The organism is Streptococcus sp. Marseille-Q6504, assembly GCF_965111625.1.
In genome coordinates, this window is record NZ_CBCOON010000001.1 from 12607 (window position 1) to 33118 (window position 20512).

Below are 20512 nucleotides of genomic sequence, written 5' to 3' on the forward strand. Positions count from 1 at the left end.
CTCTAATGATTTATTATTCTATTCACTAAATCTTAAAAAATAGCCATCTGGATCTAAAACTGCAAATTCATGAGGGTAGATATATTGTTCACCAACTCGAAATTCTCTTTTAGTCAAAGGACGATAGATGGGATAGTTGGCTTCCAGCAGTTTTTGGTGGAGCTGAGGGACATCCTTGATACCAAAGGAAATATTGACACCACGCCCGAAAGGATAAGTCAGTTGGGATAATTCTTCTGCGTTGCCTTCTTCTAGCATAAGTTGGCAGTCTTCAAGCGAAAGGAAGAGAAATTTTTCCTCTGGACGCTCGTATTCGACAGAGAATCCCAATAAGTCGCAGTAGAAGTGGCGTGACTTTTCGAGGTCAGATACTACAAATTCAGGGATGACAGCTTGATAGTCCATTCGTTTTCTCCTTAGAAATCAATCTCCATGACAATCGGTGTATGGTCTTGGCGTGCGCCTGAGTCAATCATGTCTGACTTGGTAACCTTGTCTGCTACACGGTTACTTGTGAGCCAGTAGTCGATTCTCCAGCCTGTATTGTTGATTTTTGAAGTCTTGCTGCGTTGTGCCCACCAAGTATAGCGTTCTGGCACATCGCCATGGATATGGCGGAAGGTATCTGTAAATCCTTTGGCTAAAAGGTTTGTAAATCCTTCACGTTCTTCGTCTGTAAATCCTGGTGAACGGCGGTTGCTGGCCGGGTTAGCAAGGTCAATTTCCTTGTGGGCAACATTGTAGTCTCCGGTTGCTAGGACAGGTTTTTGTTTGTCTAGTTGAGCCAAGTACTCTGCATATTTGACATCCCAGACTTGACGTTCTTCCAAGCGTTTGAGGCCATCACCAGCGTTTGGTGTGTAAACTTGAGTCACGAAAAATGTATCAAATTCTAGGGTAATGATGCGGCCTTCAGAGTCCATGGTAGAAGGTGCACCAATTTCCGGGAAACTGATAGTTGGAGTCAGTTCTTTCTTATAGAGGAACATGGTTCCAGCATAGCCTTTACGAGCAGGTTCTTGAGAGGAACGCCAAGTATTTTCATATCCAGGGAAGAGTTCTTCTAACACCTCAAGATGTTTTTTAGTAGGCCCTGTAGCTGAAAGCTTGGTTTCTTGGATGGCAATGATATCAGCGTCTTCGGCTACCAATGTTTGGAGGACGTCTTGTGATAATTTCGCACGCGCAGAATCACTCGTGAGTGCAGCGTTTAGGGAATCAATATTCCATGAGATCAGTTTCATAATGTTTACCTTTTCATTCAGATTATAGACAATATTATACCAGAAAAAGAAGGAATTCCCCAGCGTATAGTTTGAAAAATCAAGGTCATTCCTATATAATAAAGAATGATTTATGTAAAGGATTGAAAATAAATGAAATGTTACTCCTTTGAGTATCTTTATCGCTGAATATGACAAAGTTTAAGTTAGTGTCATCACCGATGAATAGGAAAAACCTGAGGCAGTCGCCTCAGGTTTCCATTTGTCATTAGAAAGGAATTTTATGTCCATCATCCAAAAACTCTGGTGGTTTTTTAAATTAGAAAAACGCCGTTACCTAGTTGGAATCGTAGCTTTGGTTTTGGTTTCTGTACTAAACCTCATCCCACCTATGGTCATGGGGCGCGTGATTGATGCCATTACTTCGGGACGATTAACACAAGATGAGCTCCTGCTTCATCTCTTTTATCTCCTGCTGGCAGCTTTCGGGATGTACTACCTGCGTTATGTTTGGCGCATGTATATCCTAGGGACCTCCTACCGACTTGGACAAATCATGCGTTCAAGACTATTTGAGCACTTTACAAAGATGTCGCCTGCTTTTTATCAGAATTATCGGACTGGGGATTTGATGGCTCACGCAACCAATGATATCAATGCTCTGACTCGTTTAGCAGGTGGTGGTGTCATGTCTGCGGTGGATGCCTCTATCACGGCCTTGGTGACTCTGCTGACTATGCTTTTTAGCATTTCTTGGCAGATGACCTTGGTTGCCATTCTACCTTTGCCGTTTATGGCCTATGCGACTAGTCGTCTGGGGAGAAAGACCCATAAGGCTTTCGGAGAATCACAAGCAGCCTTTTCTGAACTTAATAATAAGGTTCAGGAGTCTGTATCAGGTATTAAGGTAACCAAGTCCTTTGGCTATCAGTCTGATGAATTGGCATCTTTCCAGGAAGTCAATAATTTGACCTTCCAAAAGAATCTGCAAACCATGAAATATGATAGTCTCTTTGACCCCATGGTTCTACTCTTTGTTGGTTCTTCCTATGCCTTAACTCTCTTAGTCGGTGCTTTTATGGTGCAAGCAGGACAAGTAACCGTTGGGAATCTTGTCACCTTTATCTCTTACTTAGATATGTTGGTCTGGCCCTTGATGGCGATTGGTTTCCTCTTTAATATTACCCAAAGAGGGAAGGTTTCTTATCAACGAATTGAGAGCCTCTTGTCTCAAGAGTCACCTGTCAAAGATCCAGAATCTCCACTTGACGGGATTGAAAATGGGCGCTTAGACTATGCCATTGATCGTTTTGCCTTTGAAGACGAAGAGACGCTGAGAGATATCCACTTTAGTCTCGAAAAAGGGCAAACCTTGGGCTTGGTTGGGCAAACTGGTTCAGGGAAAACTGCTTTGATTAAATTGCTCCTACGTGAGTATGACGTTGACCAAGGTGCTATTTATCTAAATGGTCATGACATTCGAGCCTATCGACTAGCTGACTTACGAAGTTTGATGGGATACGTCCCACAGGACCAATTTCTTTTTGCCAGTTCTATCATAGATAATATTCGCTTTGGAAATCCCGACCTACCTTTCTCAGCAGTAGAAGAAGCGACTCAGTTGGCTCAAGTCTATCAAGACATTCAAGCCATGCCTGAGGGATTTGATACAGTTATCGGGGAAAAAGGTGTTAGTCTATCTGGTGGACAAAAGCAACGTCTGGCTATGAGTCGGGCTATGATTTTAAATCCTGATATCTTGATTTTAGATGATTCCTTATCAGCTGTGGATGCCAAGACAGAGTTCGCAATCATCGATAATCTCAAGGAAACTCGCAAAGATAAAACAACCATCATCACTGCCCATCGTCTCAGTGCAGTTGTTCATGCGGATTTGATTTTGGTCATGCAGGACGGTCGTATCATTGAGCGAGGGACACACGAGGGCTTACTTGCCTTGGATGGTTGGTATGCACAAACCTACCAGTCTCAACAGTTAGAAATGAAAGGAGAAGAAGATGCGCAATAAACAAGAACAATGGGATGTATTGAAACGCTTGATGTCCTATCTCAAGCCCTATGGTCTCTTAACCTTTTTAGCACTTTCCTTTCTCCTTGCGACGACTGTTATTAAGAGCGTTATTCCCCTAGTAGCTTCTCACTTTATCGATCAGTATCTAAACAATCTCAACCAGCTTGCCGTTACAGTTCTGCTAGTTTACTATGGTCTTTTCATTCTTCAAACCATTGTCCAATATGTGGGAAACCTTCTCTTTGCGCGTGTGTCCTACAGCATTGTTAGAGATATTCGACGTGATGCCTTTGCCAATATGGAAAAGCTAGGCATGTCTTATTTTGATAAAACACCTGCAGGTTCCATCGTTTCTCGTTTGACCAATGACACTGAGACTATTAGCGATATGTTTTCAGGAATCTTATCCAGCTTTATCTCAGCAGTCTTTATCTTTGTGACAACACTTTATACCATGCTCGTTTTGGACTATCGTCTGACAGCTTTAGTATTGCTCTTTCTACCCTTGATTTTCCTTTTGGTCAATTTCTACCGTAAAAAATCGGTAAAGGTTATCGAAAAAACCAGAAGTCTCTTGTCAGATATTAACAGTAAGCTGGCAGAAAATATCGAAGGAATTCGCATCATTCAAGCCTTTAACCAAGAAAAACGCCTGCAAGAAGAGTTTGATGAGATAAACCAGGAACACCTAGTCTACGCCAACCGTTCAGTAGCCTTGGATTCTCTTTTTTTACGTCCAGCTATGAGTTTGTTGAAGCTGTTGGGATATGCGGTTTTGATGGCTTACTTTGGCTATCGCGGACTTTATCTAGGAATAACGGCAGGAACTATGTATGCCTTTATCCAGTACATCAATCGTCTCTTTGATCCCCTCATCGAGGTAACGCAAAACTTTTCTACCCTTCAGACATCTATGGTGTCAGCAGGTCGTGTCTTTGCACTTATCGATGAGACTAACTATGAACCGGTCCAAGAAGATGGACAAGCAGAGATTCAAGAAGGAAATATCCGTTTTGAACATGTGTCCTTCTCCTATGATGGGCAACACCAGATTCTCGATGATATTTCCTTTACAGTCAATAAAGGTGAAACCATCGCCTTTGTCGGACATACAGGATCAGGAAAATCATCTATCATTAATGTTCTCATGCGCTTTTATGAATTCCAGTCTGGTCGAGTTCTCCTAGATGGTGTGGATATTCGAGAGTATAGTCAAGAGGAGTTGAGAAAAAATATCGGTCTGGTCCTACAGGAATCTTTCCTCTATCATGGGACCATCAAGTCCAATATTGCCATGTACCAAGATATCAGCGATGACCAGGTAAAGGCAGCAGCAGAATTTGTCGATGCAGATTCTTTCATTCGGGATCTTCCATTAGGCTATGATGCCCCTGTGTCTGAGCGTGGTTCGAGTTTTTCAACTGGTCAACGTCAGCTTCTTGCTTTTGCTAGAACGGTTGCCAGTCAACCGAAAATTCTGATTTTGGATGAAGCGACAGCTAATATTGACTCTGAAACAGAATCCCTGGTTCAAAATTCTCTAGCTAAAATGAGACAGGGTCGAACCACCATTGCCATTGCCCATCGTCTTTCTACTATCCAAGATGCCAACTGTATCTATGTCCTTGATAAGGGACGTATTATTGAGAGTGGAACCCATGAGGAACTTTTGGCCTTGGGTGGAACCTATCACAAGATGTATAGTTTACAAGCAGGTGCTCTTTCCTAAGGAAGAATTCCTTTAAAATACAGATTTCTTGCACTGCCTCTTTCATTTTGTGGTATAATGTAGAATGTTGATAAAGATTACATATTAAAAACAGAGGAGAATGTGCATGCTGAAATGGGATGAACTACCTCAAGAAATGCAATTAGATGAGGTAAAACCATACTACCAGCTTGTTTCTAAAAGAAAAGGCTCTCTGATTCTCAAGCGCTGTCTAGATTTGTTTCTAGCCTTGTTCTTGTTAATCTTGACCTCACCCGTATTTCTGATTCTAAGCATTTGGATCAAGCTAGATAGCAAGGGGCCAGTCATTTACAAGCAGGTGCGGGTAACCCAGTACAACCGACATTTCAAGATTTGGAAATTCCGGACCATGGTAACCGATGCGGATAAAAAAGGAAGTCTAGTAACTTCTGCAAATGATAGTCGCATCACCAAGGTTGGTAATTTCATTCGCCGTGTGCGTTTGGATGAATTGCCGCAATTGGTCAATGTCCTCAAAGGAGAGATGTCCTTTGTAGGAACACGCCCAGAAGTACCACGCTACACAGAGCAGTATAGCCCTGAAATGATGGCGACCTTACTCTTACCTGCGGGGATTACATCCCTTGCCAGCATTAACTATAAGGATGAGGATGCCATCATCAGTCAAATGACTGCAAAAGGTATGACTGTTGACCAGGCTTATGTGGAAAGAGTCCTTCCAGAGAAAATGCACTTTAACCTAGCCTACCTACGTGATTTTAATTTCTTCGGGGATATTAAGATCATGTTCCAGACTGTATTTGAAGTTTTAAAATAAAGTAGTCACAAGAGTGAATACAGTAAAAGGAGTAAATCAATGACAAAGTATAATATCCCATTTTCACCACCCGATATTACCGAAGCTGAAATTGCTGAAGTAGCCGATACCCTTCGTTCTGGTTGGATCACAACAGGTCCAAAGACAAAAGAACTAGAGCGTCGTCTGTCCGTCTATACTCAAACGCCTAAGACAGTCTGCCTCAACTCTGCAACAGCAGCTCTTGAATTGATCTTGCGCGTGCTTGAAGTAGGGCCTGGTGACGAAGTCATCGTTCCAGCTATGACTTACACAGCATCATGTAGCGTTATCACTCACGTAGGTGCGACACCAGTGATGGTTGATATCCAAGATGATACCTTTGAAATGGACTATGATAAGCTTGAGCAAGTTATTACTGAGAAGACTAAAGTCATCATCCCGGTAGAACTAGCAGGGATTATCTGTGACTATGACCGTTTGTTCCAAGTTGTAGAAAAGAAACGTGACCTCTTTACAGCGGCTAGCAAGTGGCAAAAGGCCTTTAACCGTATTGTGATTGTCTCTGATAGTGCCCATGCTTTAGGTTCAACCTACAAGGGACAACCAGCCGGTTCAATCGCTGACTTTACATCATTCTCTTTCCACGCAGTCAAGAACTTTACAACTGCTGAAGGAGGAAGTGCTACTTGGAAAGCTAATCCAGCTATTGATGATGAAGAAATGTACAAGGAATTCCAAATCCTATCTCTTCATGGTCAAACAAAAGATGCGCTAGCTAAGATGCAACTAGGTTCATGGGAATACGATATCGTAACTCCTGCCTACAAGTGCAACATGACGGATATCATGGCTTCAATTGGTTTGGTACAATTGGATCGTTATCCTGGCTTGCTTCAACGTCGTAAAGAAATCGTAAGTCGCTACGACCGTGGATTTACAGGGACTCGTATTCACCCATTAGCTCATGAGACAGATACTGTTGAATCTTGTCGTCACCTTTACGTTACCCATGTAGAAGGTGCTAGTCTCGAGCAACGCAATCAAATTATCCAAGAATTGGCCAAAGCTGGAATCGCAAGTAACGTTCACTACAAACCGCTTCCACTTTTGACAGCCTATAAGAATCTAGGATTTGACATGGCTGATTATCCACGAGCTTATGCCTACTTTGTTAATGAGATTACACTACCACTTCACACGAAATTAACGGATGAAGAAGTAGATTATATCATTGAGACTTTTGTCAGAGTTTCTGAAGAAGTTCTAGGCGCTTCACAAAAATAATTAAAAAAATTAGTAAAAAATTAGTGAAAACGGTTGACAAAGAAAAAACAATAACATATAATTAACTCAACAAATCAGAAAAGTAGTTATTTTTAATCTTCAGGGAGCTTGTGGTTACTGTGAACAAGTGGTTGGAACTAGTGAAATTGGGCTGATTTTAAAAGTGAATTTGAAACAATGAAAATTCGGTAGGCACACCTTACAGTGCAACTTGTTGTTAGACAAGGCAGAGATGTAAAGAAGATAGTTTTTTTACAATTGAGGTGGCACCGCGTTACAAACGCCCTCACATGGAAGTGAATTCCGTGTGTGGGCTTTTTTCTATCCGTCATTTTGTTTATCTTTTATTAGGGCGTTAAGTAGCTTTGATGAACTTTAGTTCTATCTACAGCTTCTTGCCTACTACTAAAAGTAAACAAAAAGTCGGATTCATACAGAAGGAGGAAAATTTTATGACAACTAAAGGTTATTTTGGACAATTTGGTGGTAGTTTTGTACCAGAACCAATTCAGGCTTTATTAGATGAGTTGGAAGTGACTTTTGATAAATACAAGGATGATCCAGAATTTTTGGCAGAATATCGTCATTACTTGAAAGATTATTCAGGTCGCGAAACACCACTCTATTTTGCAGAAAGTTTGACAGAGCACCTAGGTGGAGCTAAGATTTATCTCAAGCGTGAAGATCTTAACCACCTTGGGTCACACAAACTTAACAATGTCCTTGGACAGATTCTTCTTGCTAAACGCATGGGTAAAAAACGTGTGATTGCAGAGACAGGAGCTGGTCAGCACGGTGTTGCGACAGCTGCAGCGGCGGCCAAATTTGGTATGGCATGTGATGTCTACATGGGGGCAGAAGATGTGGAACGTCAACGTCTCAACGTCTTCCGTATGGAGATGATGGGAGCGACTGTTCACGCAGTTGAAACGGGAACTCGTACACTGAAGGATGCGGTTGATGCAGCCTTTGGAGCATGGATGAACGACCTTGATGCTTTCTACGTTTTAGGTTCGGCTGTAGGTCCGCACCCTTACCCAACGATTGTTCATGAATTCCAAAAAGTAATCAGTGAAGAATCACGTCGTCAAATCTTGGAAAAAGAAGGACGTTTGCCAGACTACGTCATTGCCTGTGTGGGTGGTGGTTCGAATGCCATCGGTGCCTTTTCACAGTATGTAGCTGATGAAGAAGTCAAATTGGTTGGGGTAGAAGCTGCTGGTCATGGTTTAGATACTGACAAACACGCAGCAACTATGACCAAGGGTAGCGTCGGAATTGTTGATGGTATGAAGACCTATGCAGTCTTTAAGGAAGATGGGGAACTTGCTCCAGTCTACTCTATTTCAGCAGGTTTGGACTATCCAGGGGTTGGTCCAGAACATGCCTACTTTAAAGACTCTGGTCGAGTAGAATATGTAGCAGCGACAGACGAAGAAGCTGTTCAAGCCTTACTTTTATTAAGTAAAACAGAAGGAATTATCCCTGCAATTGAAAGCTCACATGCTATCGCTGAAGCAGTCAAACGCGCACCAAAACTAAGTAAAGATGAGATTATCATCATTAATGTCTCTGGTCGTGGAGACAAGGACGTAGCTGCTATTGCAGACTACCTTGAAGCTAAAAAATAAAAGATGGAAAAGATACAGAGATTTCTCTCATAGAGAGCTTGTGGTTGCTGAAAACAAGCAGAGAAAGCTGTAAGGTTGGGTCCATCTGAAATGAGAGAAGAAAACATGATTCTCAAGGGAGTGCCCTTTATCGCACAACCTGTTACAGGAGCTATCTGAGACAGGAATGAGAGATAGGAGAAATCCTATAATTGAGGTGGCACCGCGAATTTCGTCCTCACGCAAGTTATTTTGCGTGGGGATTTTTATATATGTATTATAGGTATGGCTATTCAGTTTAAATTATTTTTCATCATTGAAATAGATTGTTACAAAAATTTGCGAACGAAGTGAGCTTTTAAAAGATATTTCCCGCCATAGTGGTATCCTATAGAAGCAAATATGCTTCTATAGGACGGAATTTTTGAGACCTAAGGCTCAGAAATTAGGGATGAAATTTCGAAGAAAGTTGCTCCCGTCCGCACTATTTAAGGGAAATAGAAAAAAGATAAATTAAAACTAAAATTCTATAAAGATACGAATCGAAAGGGAAATTACAATGGAACGAATCATTCATGGAGATGTTTTATCACCAATCTTGGCTTATATGCGTTTGAACGGACAACACAAGGTCATACTTGAAAGTATCCCAAGAGAAAAAGAAAATGCTCGATTTTCTATCTTGGCCTATAACCCAGTTTTTGAGATTAAGTTTGAAAATGGAGTCCTTTATCAAAATGGACAAGTGATTGATCGTGACCCCTTGGATTTCCTTTATGAGGTGACTTACAAGAATCAGCACCATTCAGAACTACCCTTTGGTGGTGGAGCTATTGGCTTTGTTGGTTACGATATGATTTCTCTCTATGAACAGATTGGCCAGCTCCCTGAGGATACGATTGGGACGCCAGATATGCATTTCTTCGTCTATGAGAGTTATATAGTTTTTGACCATAAGAAAGAAAAAATTCATGTCATCGAGGATGCTCTCTACAGTGAACGTAGTAATGAAGAACTAGAAGTGGCTTTAGATCATGTTTTAGAAGAGTTGAAAATCCCTGCTCCAAATGAATTTGAGGATTTGGACGTTTCTCCACTTCAGTTTAGACCACATATTGCAACTCAGAAATTTGAAGAAATGGTAGAAACAGCTCGCGACTTGATTCGCAACGGAGATATGTTCCAATGTGTGCTCAGTCAGCGCTTCTCCGCAGAAGTAACTGGAAATCCTTTTGACTTCTACAGAAATCTCCGAGTGACCAATCCATCAAATTACCTCTACTTTTATGACTTTGGAAATTATCAAATTATTGGTGCCAGTCCTGAGAGCTTGGTTTCCGTCAAAAATGGTATCGTGACAACCAATCCAATTGCAGGTACGCGACCTAGAGGTGCCAATGACGAGGAAGATGCAGCACTTGCAAGTGATCTACTTTCTGATGAAAAGGAAACGGCAGAACACCGAATGTTGGTGGACTTGGGACGAAATGATATCGGTAGAATTGCTGAAACAGCAAGTGTCCAAGTAACCAAGTATATGGAAGTGGAACTTTTCCGCTATGTCATGCATTTGACCAGCGTGGTTAAGGGACATTTATTACCAGAACTGACTGCCATGGATGCCTTGAAGGCAACACTTCCGGCAGGAACAGTATCGGGGGCACCAAAGATTCGAGCCATGAAACGCATCTATGAATTAGAAACAGAGAAACGAGGCGTCTATGCAGGGGCTATCGGTTACCTATCAGCAACTGGAGACATGGATTTCGCCATTGCAATTCGAACCATGATTCTTAAAAATAAAAGAGCCTACGTACAGGCTGGTGCAGGAATTGTTTATGATTCCATCGCTCAGAACGAATACCAAGAAACCATTAACAAAGCTAAATCTATGACTAGAATGGGAGAACTAAGACCATGATCTTATTGATTGATAATTATGATTCATTTACCTATAACTTGGCTCAATACATTGGGAATTTCGCAGAAGTTCAGGTTTTGAGAAATGATGACCCAGATCTTTATGAACATGCTGAAAAGGCAGATGGATTAGTTTTCTCTCCTGGCCCAGGTTGGCCAGCTGATGCTGGGAAAATGGAAGAAATGATTCGTGATTTTGCAGGTAAGAAACCTATTCTAGGGATTTGTTTGGGACACCAAGCCATCGCAGAAGTCTTTGGTGGTAAGTTGGGATTGGCTCCTAAAGTTATGCACGGTAAACAAAGCCAGATTCGATTTGAGACTCCATCAGTTCTCTATCAAGGAATTGAGGAAAATCGTCCAGTCATGCGTTACCACAGTATTTTAATCGAAGAGATGCCAGAAGAGTTTGAAGTGACAGCTCGTTCGACAGATGACCAAGCTATTATGGGGATTCAACACAAAACCTTGCCGATTTATGGATTGCAGTATCATCCAGAAAGTATTGGAACGCCAGATGGCCTATCTTCTATTCAGAATTTTATCGAGAAAGTTGTAAAGTGAGGAACACAAAATGAAAGAAATTATTGAAAAATTAGCCAACTTTGAAGATTTATCAAGTGTTGAAATGACAGATGTGATCGAACGCATCGTGACAGGGCGAGTGACAGAAGCACAAATCGCTTCACTACTGTTAGCCCTTAAGATGAAGGGAGAAACACCTGAAGAAAGAACAGCACTCGCTCAAGTCATGAGAGGACATGCTCAACACATTCCAACAAATATTCAAGATGCTATGGATAACTGTGGTACAGGTGGAGATAAGTCATTTAGCTTCAACATTTCTACAACTGCAGCCTTTGTCTTGGCAGGTGGGGGAATCCATATGGCCAAACATGGGAATCGCTCTATTTCTTCTAAATCTGGTTCAGCAGATGTTTTGCAAGCTTTGGGAATCAACATTGACCTTAAACCATCACAATTGGGTAAGGTATTTGACCAAACAGGAATCGTTTTTCTCTTTGCCAAAAACATGCACCCAGCCATGAAATACATTATGCCAGCTCGTTTGGAGTTGGGAATTCCAACTATCATGAATTTGACAGGACCGCTCATCCATCCAATGGTTTTGGAAACACAGCTTCTAGGAATCAGTCGTCCTGAACTTCTGGAAAGTACTGCTCAGGTCTTGAAAAACATGGGTCGCAAACGTGCCATTGTAGTAGCTGGTCCAGAAGGATTGGATGAGGCTGGTTTGAATGGAACTACCAGCATTGCCCTTCTTGAAAATGGTGAAATTACTTTATCAACCTTTACTCCAGAAGATTTGGGAATGGAACGCATTGCTATTGAGGACATTCGTGGTGGAAATGCTCATGAGAATGCAGCCATCCTTGTCAGTGTTCTTAATAACGAACCAAGTCCATTCTTGGAAACAACAGTCTTAAATGCAGGTCTCGGTTTCTATGCCAATGGTAAAGCAGACAGTATCAAGGACGGAGTTGAATTGGCACGTCAAGTGATTGCCAGTGGTAAGGCCCTTGAAAAACTCAGACTATTACAGGAGTATCAAAGATGAGTCAGGAATTTTTATCACGTATCCTAGAGCAAAAGGCGCGCGAAGTTGAAAAGATGGAGCGAGAGGAAGTTCAGCCCTTGCGCCAGACCTATCGTTTGGCAGAATTTTTGAAGAATCACCAAGACCGTTTGCAAATCATTGCTGAGGTCAAAAAGGCAAGCCCAAGTCTAGGTGATATCAATCTTGATGTGGATATCGTACAACAGGCCCAGACTTACGAGGCTAACGGCGCGGTTATGATTTCTGTTCTGACAGATGAGGTTTTCTTTAAAGGTCATTTGGATTATCTGAGGGAAATTTCCAGTCAGGTAGAGATTCCGACGCTCAACAAGGACTTTATCATCGATGAAAAGCAAATCATCCGTGCTCGCAATGCAGGTGCGACCGTCATCTTGCTCATCGTAGCGGCCTTATCTGAAAAACGACTGAAGGAGCTTTACGACTACGCGACAGATCTTGGTCTAGAAGTGTTGGTGGAAACTCATAATCTGGCTGAACTGGAAGTGGCTCATAGACTTGGAGCTCAAATTATTGGTGTCAACAATCGTAATTTAACAACCTTTGAAGTTGACTTGCAGACAAGCGTAGACTTGGCCAAACACTTTAAGGATGATTGCTTCTACATTTCCGAATCTGCTATTTTTACAGAGGAGGATGCAAAACGAGTAGCACCATACTTTAACGGAATTTTAGTAGGAACAGCCCTCATGCAAGCAGAAGATGTAGCCCATAGAATCAAGGAGTTGCAGATTGACAAAGGTTAAAATTTGTGGACTATCGACCAAAGAAGCTGTAAAAACAACTGTGTCGGCTGGAGCAGACTACATTGGTTTTGTCTTTGCTCCTAGCAAAAGACAGGTGACCTTGGAACAGGCTGCTGAGCTGGCAAAGCTCATTCCTGTCAACGTTAAAAAAGTTGGAGTATTTGTTTCACCCAGTCGGGCAGAACTGTTAGAAGCGGTAGACAAAGTTGGTTTGGACTTTGTACAAGTTCACGGTCAGGTAGTAGATAAACTATTTGAAAACTTACCTTGTGCCAGTATTCAAGCTGTACAAGTTGATGGGAATGGGCATGTATCCAATTCTCAGGCAGATTATCTACTCTTTGATGCTCCTGTGGCAGGGAGTGGACAAACCTTTGACTGGGGGCGACTGGATACGACAGGACTAGCCCAGCCTTTCTTCATCGCAGGTGGGCTAAATGAAGACAATGTAGCAAGAGCGATTCAGCATTTCTCTCCCTTTGTAGTAGATGTATCAAGCGGAGTAGAAACAGACGGACAAAAAGATCATGAAAAGATTAGAAGATTTATAGAGAGGGTTAAGCATGGTATATCAAGAACCAAATAAAGATGGATTTTACGGGAAATTCGGTGGACGCTTTGTCCCAGAAACATTGATGACAGCAGTATTGGAATTGGAAGAGGCTTATCGTGAAAGTCAGGCAGATCCAAGTTTCCAAGAGGAGTTAAACCAACTTTTGCGCCAGTATATAGGTCGTGAAACTCCTCTTTACTACGCAAAAAACTTGACCCAGCATATCGGCGGAGCCAAGATTTACCTTAAACGTGAAGACCTCAACCATACAGGCGCCCACAAGATTAACAATGCCTTAGGACAAGTTTTACTGGCTAAACGTATGGGAAAGAAGAAAATTATCGCTGAAACAGGTGCTGGTCAGCATGGTGTAGCAACTGCAACAGCTGCAGCACTCTTTAACATGGAATGTACCATCTACATGGGCGAGGAAGATGTCAAACGCCAAGCCCTCAATGTTTTCCGCATGGAGCTTTTAGGAGCTAAGGTAGAGGCTGTGACAGATGGTTCTCGCGTGCTCAAGGATGCGGTCAATGCAGCCCTTCGTTCTTGGGTTGCAAATATCGATGATACCCACTATATTCTTGGTTCTGCCTTGGGACCTCATCCTTTCCCAGAAATTGTTCGTGACTTCCAAAGTGTTATCGGACGCGAAGCCAAACAACAGTACCGTGAATTGACAGGTGAAAATTTACCAGATGCCCTAGTAGCCTGTGTTGGTGGTGGCTCTAATGCCATCGGACTTTTCCATCCATTTGTGGAAAATGAGTCAGTAGCTATGTATGGTGTTGAAGCAGCAGGACTCGGTGTTGATACAGAGCACCACGCAGCTACCTTGACCAAGGGTCGTCCGGGTGTCCTTCACGGTTCTCTCATGGATGTGCTCCAAGATGCCCATGGTCAAATTCTTGAAGCCTTCTCTATCTCAGCAGGTTTGGACTATCCTGGTATCGGTCCAGAACATTCTCACTACCACGATATCAAACGTGCCAGCTATGTTCCTGTGACAGACGAGGAAGCCTTGGAAGGATTCCAACTCTTGTCTCGTGTGGAAGGGATTATCCCAGCCTTGGAATCTAGCCACGCTATTGCTTTTGCGGGGAAATTGGCCAAAGAACTCGGTCCAGACAAATCCATGATAGTCTGTCTATCAGGTCGTGGGGACAAGGATGTGGTTCAAGTCAAAGACCGCTTGGAAGCAAATGTAGCAAAGAAGGGAGAAGCTCATGCCTAAGACACTAACAGAAAAATTAAATGCTATTAAAGCAGCTGGAAAAGGAATTTTCGTTCCCTATATCATGGCTGGAGACCATGAAAAAGGTTTGGATGGTCTCGCTGAAACAATCCACTTTTTAGAAGATTTGGGAGTGTCTGCTATTGAAGTGGGAGTTCCTTTCTCAGACCCAGTTGCAGATGGTCCAGTTATCGAAGAAGCAGGCTTGCGCAGTCTAGCTAGTGGTACTTCTACACAGGCTCTAGTTGAAATTTTGAAGACTATTGAAACAGAAGTTCCACTTGTTATCATGACCTACTTTAACCCTCTCTTTCAGTACGGTGTGGAGAAATTGGTCAAAGACCTTTCTGATACAGCGGTTAAAGGTTTGATTATTCCAGACCTACCTCATGAACATGCTAATTTTGTGGAGCCCTTTTTGGCAGGTACAGACATTGCTTTGATTCCACTTGTCAGCTTGACGACAGGAATGGAGCGTCAAAAGGGACTCATTGAAGGGGCAGAAGGTTTTGTTTATGCCGTTGCTATTAACGGGGTGACGGGGAAAGCAGGTAATTACCGAGATGACTTGGACAAGCACTTGGCTCAACTTCATGAGGTAGCTAACATTCCAGTATTGACCGGATTTGGTGTATCCACACAAGCTGATGTTGAACGTTTCAATGCGGTCTCTGATGGTGTTATCGTCGGTTCCAAGATTGTTAAGGCTCTGCATGAAGGACAAGTAGCAGAAATCGCTGACTTTATCATGCAAGCAGTAGCTTACCAAAAATAATCATACAAGCAGCAAGCAAGAGGAAAGGTACAAAAGGTAGTCTTTCCTTTTTCTTTAGTAGGAGAAAGGCTAGAATGCCAGTTGTGGAAGAAAATTGAATTAAAATCAGCATTTCAGTTAGGCTAAAAATAAGTGCACAAGAGGCCAGAAAGAGAAAATCCCCTGCACCTATGCGGATATCGATGAAGTGAGCCAAAATTCCCAAGATAAGAAAGAAAATCATAACCAGATTCCAACTACAGAAAAACATGAGGATTAAGTGAAAAATTAGCCAGACGATCAAGGGATATTCCTGATGACGAAAGTCGTAGATGCCCAAAGTCAAGCCGGCAGTTATCAAGATGACTTGCCCCAAAGTTAAAAATCCCACAGACTCAGCTAGAAAGAGCAGTCCCAAGGACAACTCAAAGAAAGCATACCAGACAGGATAGCTTGACTTGCAATAGCGACAGCGAAAGCGATTGAATACCTGTGAGAGAAATGGAATCAAATCCAGTGGTCTCAAGCGAGTCTGACAAGAATCACAGTGACTAGCAGGGAAAACAATGGATTGCTCAGGGAAACGATCAATGACTAAGCCTAGAAAGGAAGCAAGAATAGCTCCAACAAGAAAAAAGTAAAGATGAATCATACTTATTAATTCGGAAAAAATAAGAGAAAGAGTATAATAGTTGGATAAAGGAGAAATTTTAGGAGCAAATATGAAAATTCACTTTGAAAAAGGACTTCAGATAGAAAATGCCCAACTCATTTGTCGCTGGTCTAATGCTTTGGGAGAGAGTTTTCAGAAGCAATGGATGGGACCCAAAATTTCTTATCCCTTGATTGTCCAATCCTTACAAAAGCTGGAAGGAATTTTTTCAATATTTGAAGGACAAGAGTTTGTGGGGCTTATCCAGAAAATCAGGCTAGAAGACAGGAATCTTCATATCGGGAGATTTTTTATCAATCCTCAGAAACAGGGGCAGGGATTAGGTAGCCAGGCTTTAAGGAAATTTGTTAGTTTGGCCTTTGAAAATGAAGACATAGATACTATTTCTCTAAATGTCTACGAGGCAAATCAAACAGCTTACAATCTTTACCAAAAAGAAGGATTTGAAATCGTTCAAATGGTTGAAGTACCTGTACGAAAATATATAATGAGAAAATCGAGGTAAGGACTAGTTGATATCTAAAACTGCACCCGTACAATTTTTGGTTTTCAAACTTGTTGCAGAGAAATTTTCTTGATAAAATAGATACATGACTAGATATAAAGCAATCATTTCCTATGATGGCTACGCCTTTGCTGGCTTTCAACGGCAACCACACGCGCGTAGTGTCCAAGAGGAAATTGAAAAAACTTTAACCAAATTAAATAAAGGGCAGGCCATTACCATCCATGGTGCAGGGCGAACGGATAGTGGTGTTCATGCGCTAGGGCAGGTTATCCACTTTGATCTTCCCTATCAGATGGATGAGGAAAAGCTTCGCTTTGCTCTCGATACTCAAAGTCCTGAAGATATAGATGTCATTTCGATTGAGGTAGTGGCTGATGATTTTCATTGCCGTTATGCCAAGCATAGCAAGACCTACGAGTTTATCGTGGATAGAGGGCGTCCTAAAAATCCTATGAGACGTCATTATGCCACCCACTATCCCTATCCACTAGATGTGGAACGCATGCAAAAGGCTGTGAAGAAATTAGAAGGAACCCATGATTTCACCGGTTTTACTGCTGCCGGAACCAGTGTGGAGGACAAGGTAAGAACGATCACGGAAGCCAGTCTTAGGGTTGACGAGACCGGTCAATTTTTGACCTTTATCTTCTCTGGTAATGGCTTCCTCTATAAGCAGATTCGAAATATGGTCGGGACCTTGCTGAAAATTGGTAATAACAGAATGCCGATAGAGCAGATTGACCTGATTTTGGAGAAAAAAGACAGACAGTTGGCAGGTCCAACTGCAGCACCCAATGGTTTGTATTTGAAGGAGATTCGTTATGAAGAATAATCGTATTTTAGCACTTTCAGGAAATGATATTTTTAGTGGTGGTGGACTAGCTGCTGACCTTGCGACCTATACTTTAAATGGTTTACATGGTTTTGTAGCTATGACTTGCTTAACTGCTTTGACAGAAAATGGATTTGAGGTCTTTCCGACAGATGAGACTATTTTCCAACAACAGTTGGATAGTCTCAAGAGCGTAGACTTTGGAGGGATTAAGATTGGTCTCTTACCGACTGTTGGTGTTGCTGAGAAAGCTCTTAACTTTATCAAGGAACGCACAGGAGTTCCAGTGGTATTGGATCCAGTTCTCGTTTGTAAGGAAACGCATGACGTTGCAGTCAGCGAGCTCTGTCAAGAGTTGATTCGCTTTTTCCCTTATGTGACTGTCATTACACCCAATCTTCCTGAGGCAGAATTGCTAGCAGGCCAAAAGATTGAAACATTGGACGATATGAAGGATGCAGCGCAGAAATTACATGGCTTGGGTGCGCCAGCAGTGATTATTAAGGGTGGAAATCGTCTCAGTCAGGATAAGGCTGTGGATGTCTTTTATGATGGAGAGAATTTTACCATTCTTGAAAATCCAGTCATTCAAGGACAAAATGCTGGTGCAGGATGTACCTTTGCATCAAGCATTGCCAGCCAGTTAGTCAAGGGAGAGGAGCTCTTACCAGCAATTGAAAGTTCCAAAGCCTTTGTTTACCGTGCCATTGCACAAGCAGATCAGTATGGAGTAAGACAATATGAAGCAAACAAAAACAAGTAAAATCGCCCTAGTATCCATCCTAGTAGCTCTATCCGTAGTTTTGGGCTATTTCGTAAAAATCCCAACACCAACAGGATTTCTAACACTTTTGGATGCAGGAATATTCTTTACGGCCTTTTACTTTGGGAGTCGCGAAGGAGCTGTTGTCGGAGGATTAGCGGGATTTCTAATTGACCTGATTTCAGGTTACCCCCAGTGGATGTTCTTCAGCTTGATTTTCCATGGTTCGCAGGGATATTTGGCAGGTGTTAAAGGGAAATGGCAGTGGCTAGGATTAGTCTTGGCAACCATCATCATGGTGGCAGGTTACGCTTTTGCATCGGCTTGGATGAATGGTTGGGGAGCAGCCATACCAGAAATCGTCCCAAATCTTGTGCAAAATATCGTTGGTATGACAGTAGGCTTTCTTCTTTGTCATAGTGTGAAGAAAGCTAGATAATATTAAAAAGAGCAATCCTCCAAGGGAACTATTGAAAAAATTCTGATTTTTTGCTAAAATGAAAGCTATGAAAACACTCTATGATGTGCAACAATTTCTCAAACAGTTCGGCATTCTTGTCTATATGGGCAAACGCCTCTATGATATTGAACTAATGAAGATTGAACTTTCTCGTATCTATGATGCTGGCTTGATGGATAAGCTGGATTATCTTGAAGCAGAAGCAATTTTGCGTAGAGAGCACAAACTAGAATTAGATTATTTAGAAAAAAATGGAGATTAGATATTATGGTAACTTGGGTATTATGGGGACTTGTAGTGGCGATGTTGGCATGGATGGGATACAACTATCTTCGTATTCGCCGTGCAGCAAAAATTGTTGACAATGCAGAGTTTGAGTCTTTGATTCGTACCGGTCAGTTGATTGACTTGCGTGACCCAGCTGACTTCCACAGAAAACATATCCTCGGAGCTCGTAATATTCCTTCAAATCAATTGAAGACAAGTCTTGCAGCTCTTCGCAAGGATAAACCTGTCCTTCTATATGAAAACCAACGTGCGCAACGTGTAACCAATGCAGCACTTTTCTTGAAAAAACAAGGTTTCTCAGAAATTTATATCCTTTCTTACGGATTGGATTCTTGGACAGGCAAGGTTAAGACTAGCTAATATTCTGTAAAAAGTTATTGAATTGTAGATAAATCTAGCTTTTTATGATATAATTAATTTGTATTAAATTTAAGGAGTTTTTATTATGCAAGAAAAGAAAAAAGCATCACTTGTTTTAGGTATCCTATCTATCGTCCTTGGTTTGTTATCTCCAATCGTAGGTCTTATTTTGGGTATCATTGGACTTGTTTTGGCTAATTCGCACGAAAAACAATCTGGACTAGTGTATAAAACAGAAAAAATTCTCAATATCGTAGGTATTGTCATTTCTGTACTTAACTGGATTGCAGCCCTCGTAATGATTTTTGGCTAATCAAAAACAAAAAAGCTTTATGTTTAAAGCTTTTTTATTTTATTCACTTTTCTCTAAGTAGTTTTTAATAATTTTCAATTCCTCTTGATTCAAGAGTCGGTATTGACCTTCTGCTAGGTCAGGATCTAATAGAAAATCTCCGAACTGAACTCGTTTGAGGGCAGTGACCTTGACACCAACTGAGAGGAACATTTTCTTGACCTGATGAAATTTCCCTTCAGAGATGGTGATGGTGGCTCGGCTGATACTAGGACTTGAAGATAGAATCTCAAGCTGAGCAGGTTTACAAATAGTTCCATCAAGAAAGACAATTCCGTTTTTGAACTGCTGGATGTGATCTGGTGTGAGCAAGCCGTTCACCTCAACTTGATAAGTTTTATCGACATGATATTGAGGGTGGAGAAGTTGAAAACCTAGAGGGCCATTGTTTGTTAAGAGGAGGAGCCCTGTCGTATCTCGATCTAGCCGACCGATAGCATAGAGTTGGTCTGATTGGAGGTGTTGAGGTAGTAGGTCCATAACCGTTGGGAGCTTCTTGTCCTTGCTTGCTGTCACGACACCATTTGGTTTGTGAAGCATGAGATAGGTGTGCTCATATCCTTGGATTTTTCTACCCTGAAAAATCAACTCTTGTAATCCCGTATCAACATTCTGTGCAAGGGAAGTAGCAGGGACTTTATCTACTAAGATTTCTTTTTTTAGGAGAGCCTGTTTCATAGCTTTTCGACTGATTTTTTCCTGGGCTAATAAATTATCTAAACGCATACCAGCCTATCTTATCACAAGTCGGCATTTTTGAAAAGAAAAGATAAATCATGAATTTTCTTTTGAAAACATTTACACTTACTTGAG

At 41.7% G+C, this 20512-nt stretch carries 23 protein-coding genes and 2 other annotated features; of the genes, 19 read left to right on the plus strand and 4 right to left on the minus strand.

The genetic code is table 11. The features are described 5' to 3' along the window. Positions 1-18: 18 nt before the first annotated feature. Both ACWPUA_RS00145 and ACWPUA_RS00150 read right to left on the minus strand, forming a co-directional pair. Positions 19-405 carry a bleomycin resistance protein gene (locus tag ACWPUA_RS00145; protein WP_320694010.1) on the minus strand — a complete coding sequence of 129 codons (387 nt, stop codon included), beginning with the start codon at positions 403-405 and terminating at the stop codon, positions 19-21. A gap of 11 nt (positions 406-416) precedes the next feature. Further along, positions 417-1244, minus strand: coding sequence for an exodeoxyribonuclease III (locus ACWPUA_RS00150; protein ID WP_320694009.1), 828 nt, complete (start codon positions 1242-1244; stop codon positions 417-419). Positions 1245-1506: 262 nt separating this feature from the next. On the opposite strand from ACWPUA_RS00150, the gene ACWPUA_RS00155 reads away from it, so the two are divergent. From ACWPUA_RS00155 to trpA, 12 genes are all read left to right on the plus strand, one after another. Next, positions 1507-3252 (plus strand): ABC transporter ATP-binding protein, encoded by a 1746-nt coding sequence (locus tag ACWPUA_RS00155; RefSeq protein WP_454378417.1) that lies wholly within the window; start codon positions 1507-1509, stop codon positions 3250-3252. Then, entirely contained in the window at positions 3242-4984 is a 1743-nt protein-coding gene (locus ACWPUA_RS00160) for an ABC transporter ATP-binding protein (RefSeq protein ID WP_454378419.1), read from the plus strand. Before ACWPUA_RS00155 ends, ACWPUA_RS00160 begins: the two co-directional genes overlap by 11 nt. Positions 4985-5090: 106 nt before the next feature. Next, positions 5091-5783 (plus strand): sugar transferase, encoded by a 693-nt coding sequence (locus tag ACWPUA_RS00165; protein ID WP_454378421.1) that lies wholly within the window; start codon positions 5091-5093, stop codon positions 5781-5783. Between the two features lie 39 nt (positions 5784-5822). After that, positions 5823-7049: a DegT/DnrJ/EryC1/StrS family aminotransferase gene (locus ACWPUA_RS00170; protein ID WP_454378423.1), complete on the plus strand. Its 1227-nt coding sequence runs from the start codon at positions 5823-5825 to the stop codon at positions 7047-7049. Between the two features lie 66 nt (positions 7050-7115). After that, positions 7116-7340: a binding site (T-box leader), on the plus strand. A 161-nt stretch (positions 7341-7501) separates the two neighbouring features. Beyond that, positions 7502-8680 carry a tryptophan synthase subunit beta gene (gene trpB, locus ACWPUA_RS00175; protein WP_414266024.1) on the plus strand — a complete coding sequence of 393 codons (1179 nt, stop codon included), beginning with the start codon at positions 7502-7504 and terminating at the stop codon, positions 8678-8680. Then, positions 8677-8902 (plus strand) — a binding site (T-box leader). It overlaps the preceding gene by 4 nt. Positions 8903-9218: 316 nt before the next feature. Further along, positions 9219-10580, plus strand: coding sequence for an anthranilate synthase component I (gene trpE / locus ACWPUA_RS00180; RefSeq protein WP_454378426.1), 1362 nt, complete (start codon positions 9219-9221; stop codon positions 10578-10580). Beyond that, positions 10577-11143 carry an aminodeoxychorismate/anthranilate synthase component II gene (locus tag ACWPUA_RS00185; RefSeq protein ID WP_454378428.1) on the plus strand — a complete coding sequence of 189 codons (567 nt, stop codon included), beginning with the start codon at positions 10577-10579 and terminating at the stop codon, positions 11141-11143. The genes trpE and ACWPUA_RS00185 overlap by 4 nt, the downstream gene beginning before the upstream one ends. A gap of 10 nt (positions 11144-11153) precedes the next feature. After that, positions 11154-12158: an anthranilate phosphoribosyltransferase gene (gene trpD, locus ACWPUA_RS00190; RefSeq protein WP_036759294.1), complete on the plus strand. Its 1005-nt coding sequence runs from the start codon at positions 11154-11156 to the stop codon at positions 12156-12158. Beyond that, complete coding sequence (trpC, locus tag ACWPUA_RS00195; protein ID WP_414266027.1) at positions 12155-12922, plus strand: indole-3-glycerol phosphate synthase TrpC; 768 nt, start codon at positions 12155-12157, stop codon at positions 12920-12922. Before trpD ends, trpC begins: the two co-directional genes overlap by 4 nt. After that, a complete protein-coding gene (locus tag ACWPUA_RS00200) occupies positions 12909-13508 on the plus strand; it encodes a phosphoribosylanthranilate isomerase (RefSeq protein WP_454378431.1) in 600 nt (199 codons plus the stop codon). The genes trpC and ACWPUA_RS00200 overlap by 14 nt, the downstream gene beginning before the upstream one ends. Beyond that, complete coding sequence (gene trpB, locus ACWPUA_RS00205) at positions 13486-14709, plus strand: tryptophan synthase subunit beta (RefSeq protein ID WP_454378433.1); 1224 nt, start codon at positions 13486-13488, stop codon at positions 14707-14709. The genes ACWPUA_RS00200 and trpB (ACWPUA_RS00205) overlap by 23 nt, the downstream gene beginning before the upstream one ends. Beyond that, complete coding sequence (gene trpA, locus ACWPUA_RS00210) at positions 14702-15484, plus strand: tryptophan synthase subunit alpha (protein WP_414268563.1); 783 nt, start codon at positions 14702-14704, stop codon at positions 15482-15484. The genes trpB (ACWPUA_RS00205) and trpA overlap by 8 nt, the downstream gene beginning before the upstream one ends. Here trpA and ACWPUA_RS00215 read toward each other — a convergent pair. Next, a complete protein-coding gene (locus tag ACWPUA_RS00215; RefSeq protein WP_454378436.1) occupies positions 15456-16115 on the minus strand; it encodes a prepilin peptidase in 660 nt (219 codons plus the stop codon). The genes trpA and ACWPUA_RS00215 overlap by 29 nt on opposite strands. 70 nt (positions 16116-16185) lie before the next feature. On the opposite strand from ACWPUA_RS00215, the gene ACWPUA_RS00220 reads away from it, so the two are divergent. From ACWPUA_RS00220 to ACWPUA_RS00250, 7 genes are all read left to right on the plus strand, one after another. Beyond that, complete coding sequence (locus tag ACWPUA_RS00220) at positions 16186-16641, plus strand: GNAT family N-acetyltransferase (RefSeq protein WP_006152739.1); 456 nt, start codon at positions 16186-16188, stop codon at positions 16639-16641. A gap of 85 nt (positions 16642-16726) precedes the next feature. Continuing rightward, positions 16727-17476, plus strand: a complete 750-nt coding sequence (truA, locus tag ACWPUA_RS00225) for a tRNA pseudouridine(38-40) synthase TruA (protein WP_454378438.1) — start codon at positions 16727-16729, stop codon at positions 17474-17476. After that, positions 17466-18239 carry a bifunctional hydroxymethylpyrimidine kinase/phosphomethylpyrimidine kinase gene (locus ACWPUA_RS00230; protein ID WP_454378440.1) on the plus strand — a complete coding sequence of 258 codons (774 nt, stop codon included), beginning with the start codon at positions 17466-17468 and terminating at the stop codon, positions 18237-18239. Before truA ends, ACWPUA_RS00230 begins: the two co-directional genes overlap by 11 nt. Beyond that, positions 18217-18678 (plus strand): ECF transporter S component, encoded by a 462-nt coding sequence (locus tag ACWPUA_RS00235; protein WP_006148961.1) that lies wholly within the window; start codon positions 18217-18219, stop codon positions 18676-18678. Before ACWPUA_RS00230 ends, ACWPUA_RS00235 begins: the two co-directional genes overlap by 23 nt. Positions 18679-18736: 58 nt before the next feature. Next, positions 18737-18961, plus strand: a complete 225-nt coding sequence (locus ACWPUA_RS00240) for a YqgQ family protein (protein ID WP_006148960.1) — start codon at positions 18737-18739, stop codon at positions 18959-18961. Positions 18962-18966: 5 nt separating this feature from the next. After that, positions 18967-19347: a rhodanese-like domain-containing protein gene (locus ACWPUA_RS00245; protein ID WP_006148959.1), complete on the plus strand. Its 381-nt coding sequence runs from the start codon at positions 18967-18969 to the stop codon at positions 19345-19347. Positions 19348-19432: 85 nt separating this feature from the next. Then, positions 19433-19660 carry a hypothetical protein gene (locus tag ACWPUA_RS00250; RefSeq protein ID WP_004251438.1) on the plus strand — a complete coding sequence of 76 codons (228 nt, stop codon included), beginning with the start codon at positions 19433-19435 and terminating at the stop codon, positions 19658-19660. Between the two features lie 39 nt (positions 19661-19699). Here ACWPUA_RS00250 and ACWPUA_RS00255 read toward each other — a convergent pair whose 3' ends face one another. Further along, positions 19700-20425, minus strand: a complete 726-nt coding sequence (locus tag ACWPUA_RS00255) for a 16S rRNA pseudouridine(516) synthase (RefSeq protein WP_036759277.1) — start codon at positions 20423-20425, stop codon at positions 19700-19702. Positions 20426-20512: the final 87 nt, after the last annotated feature.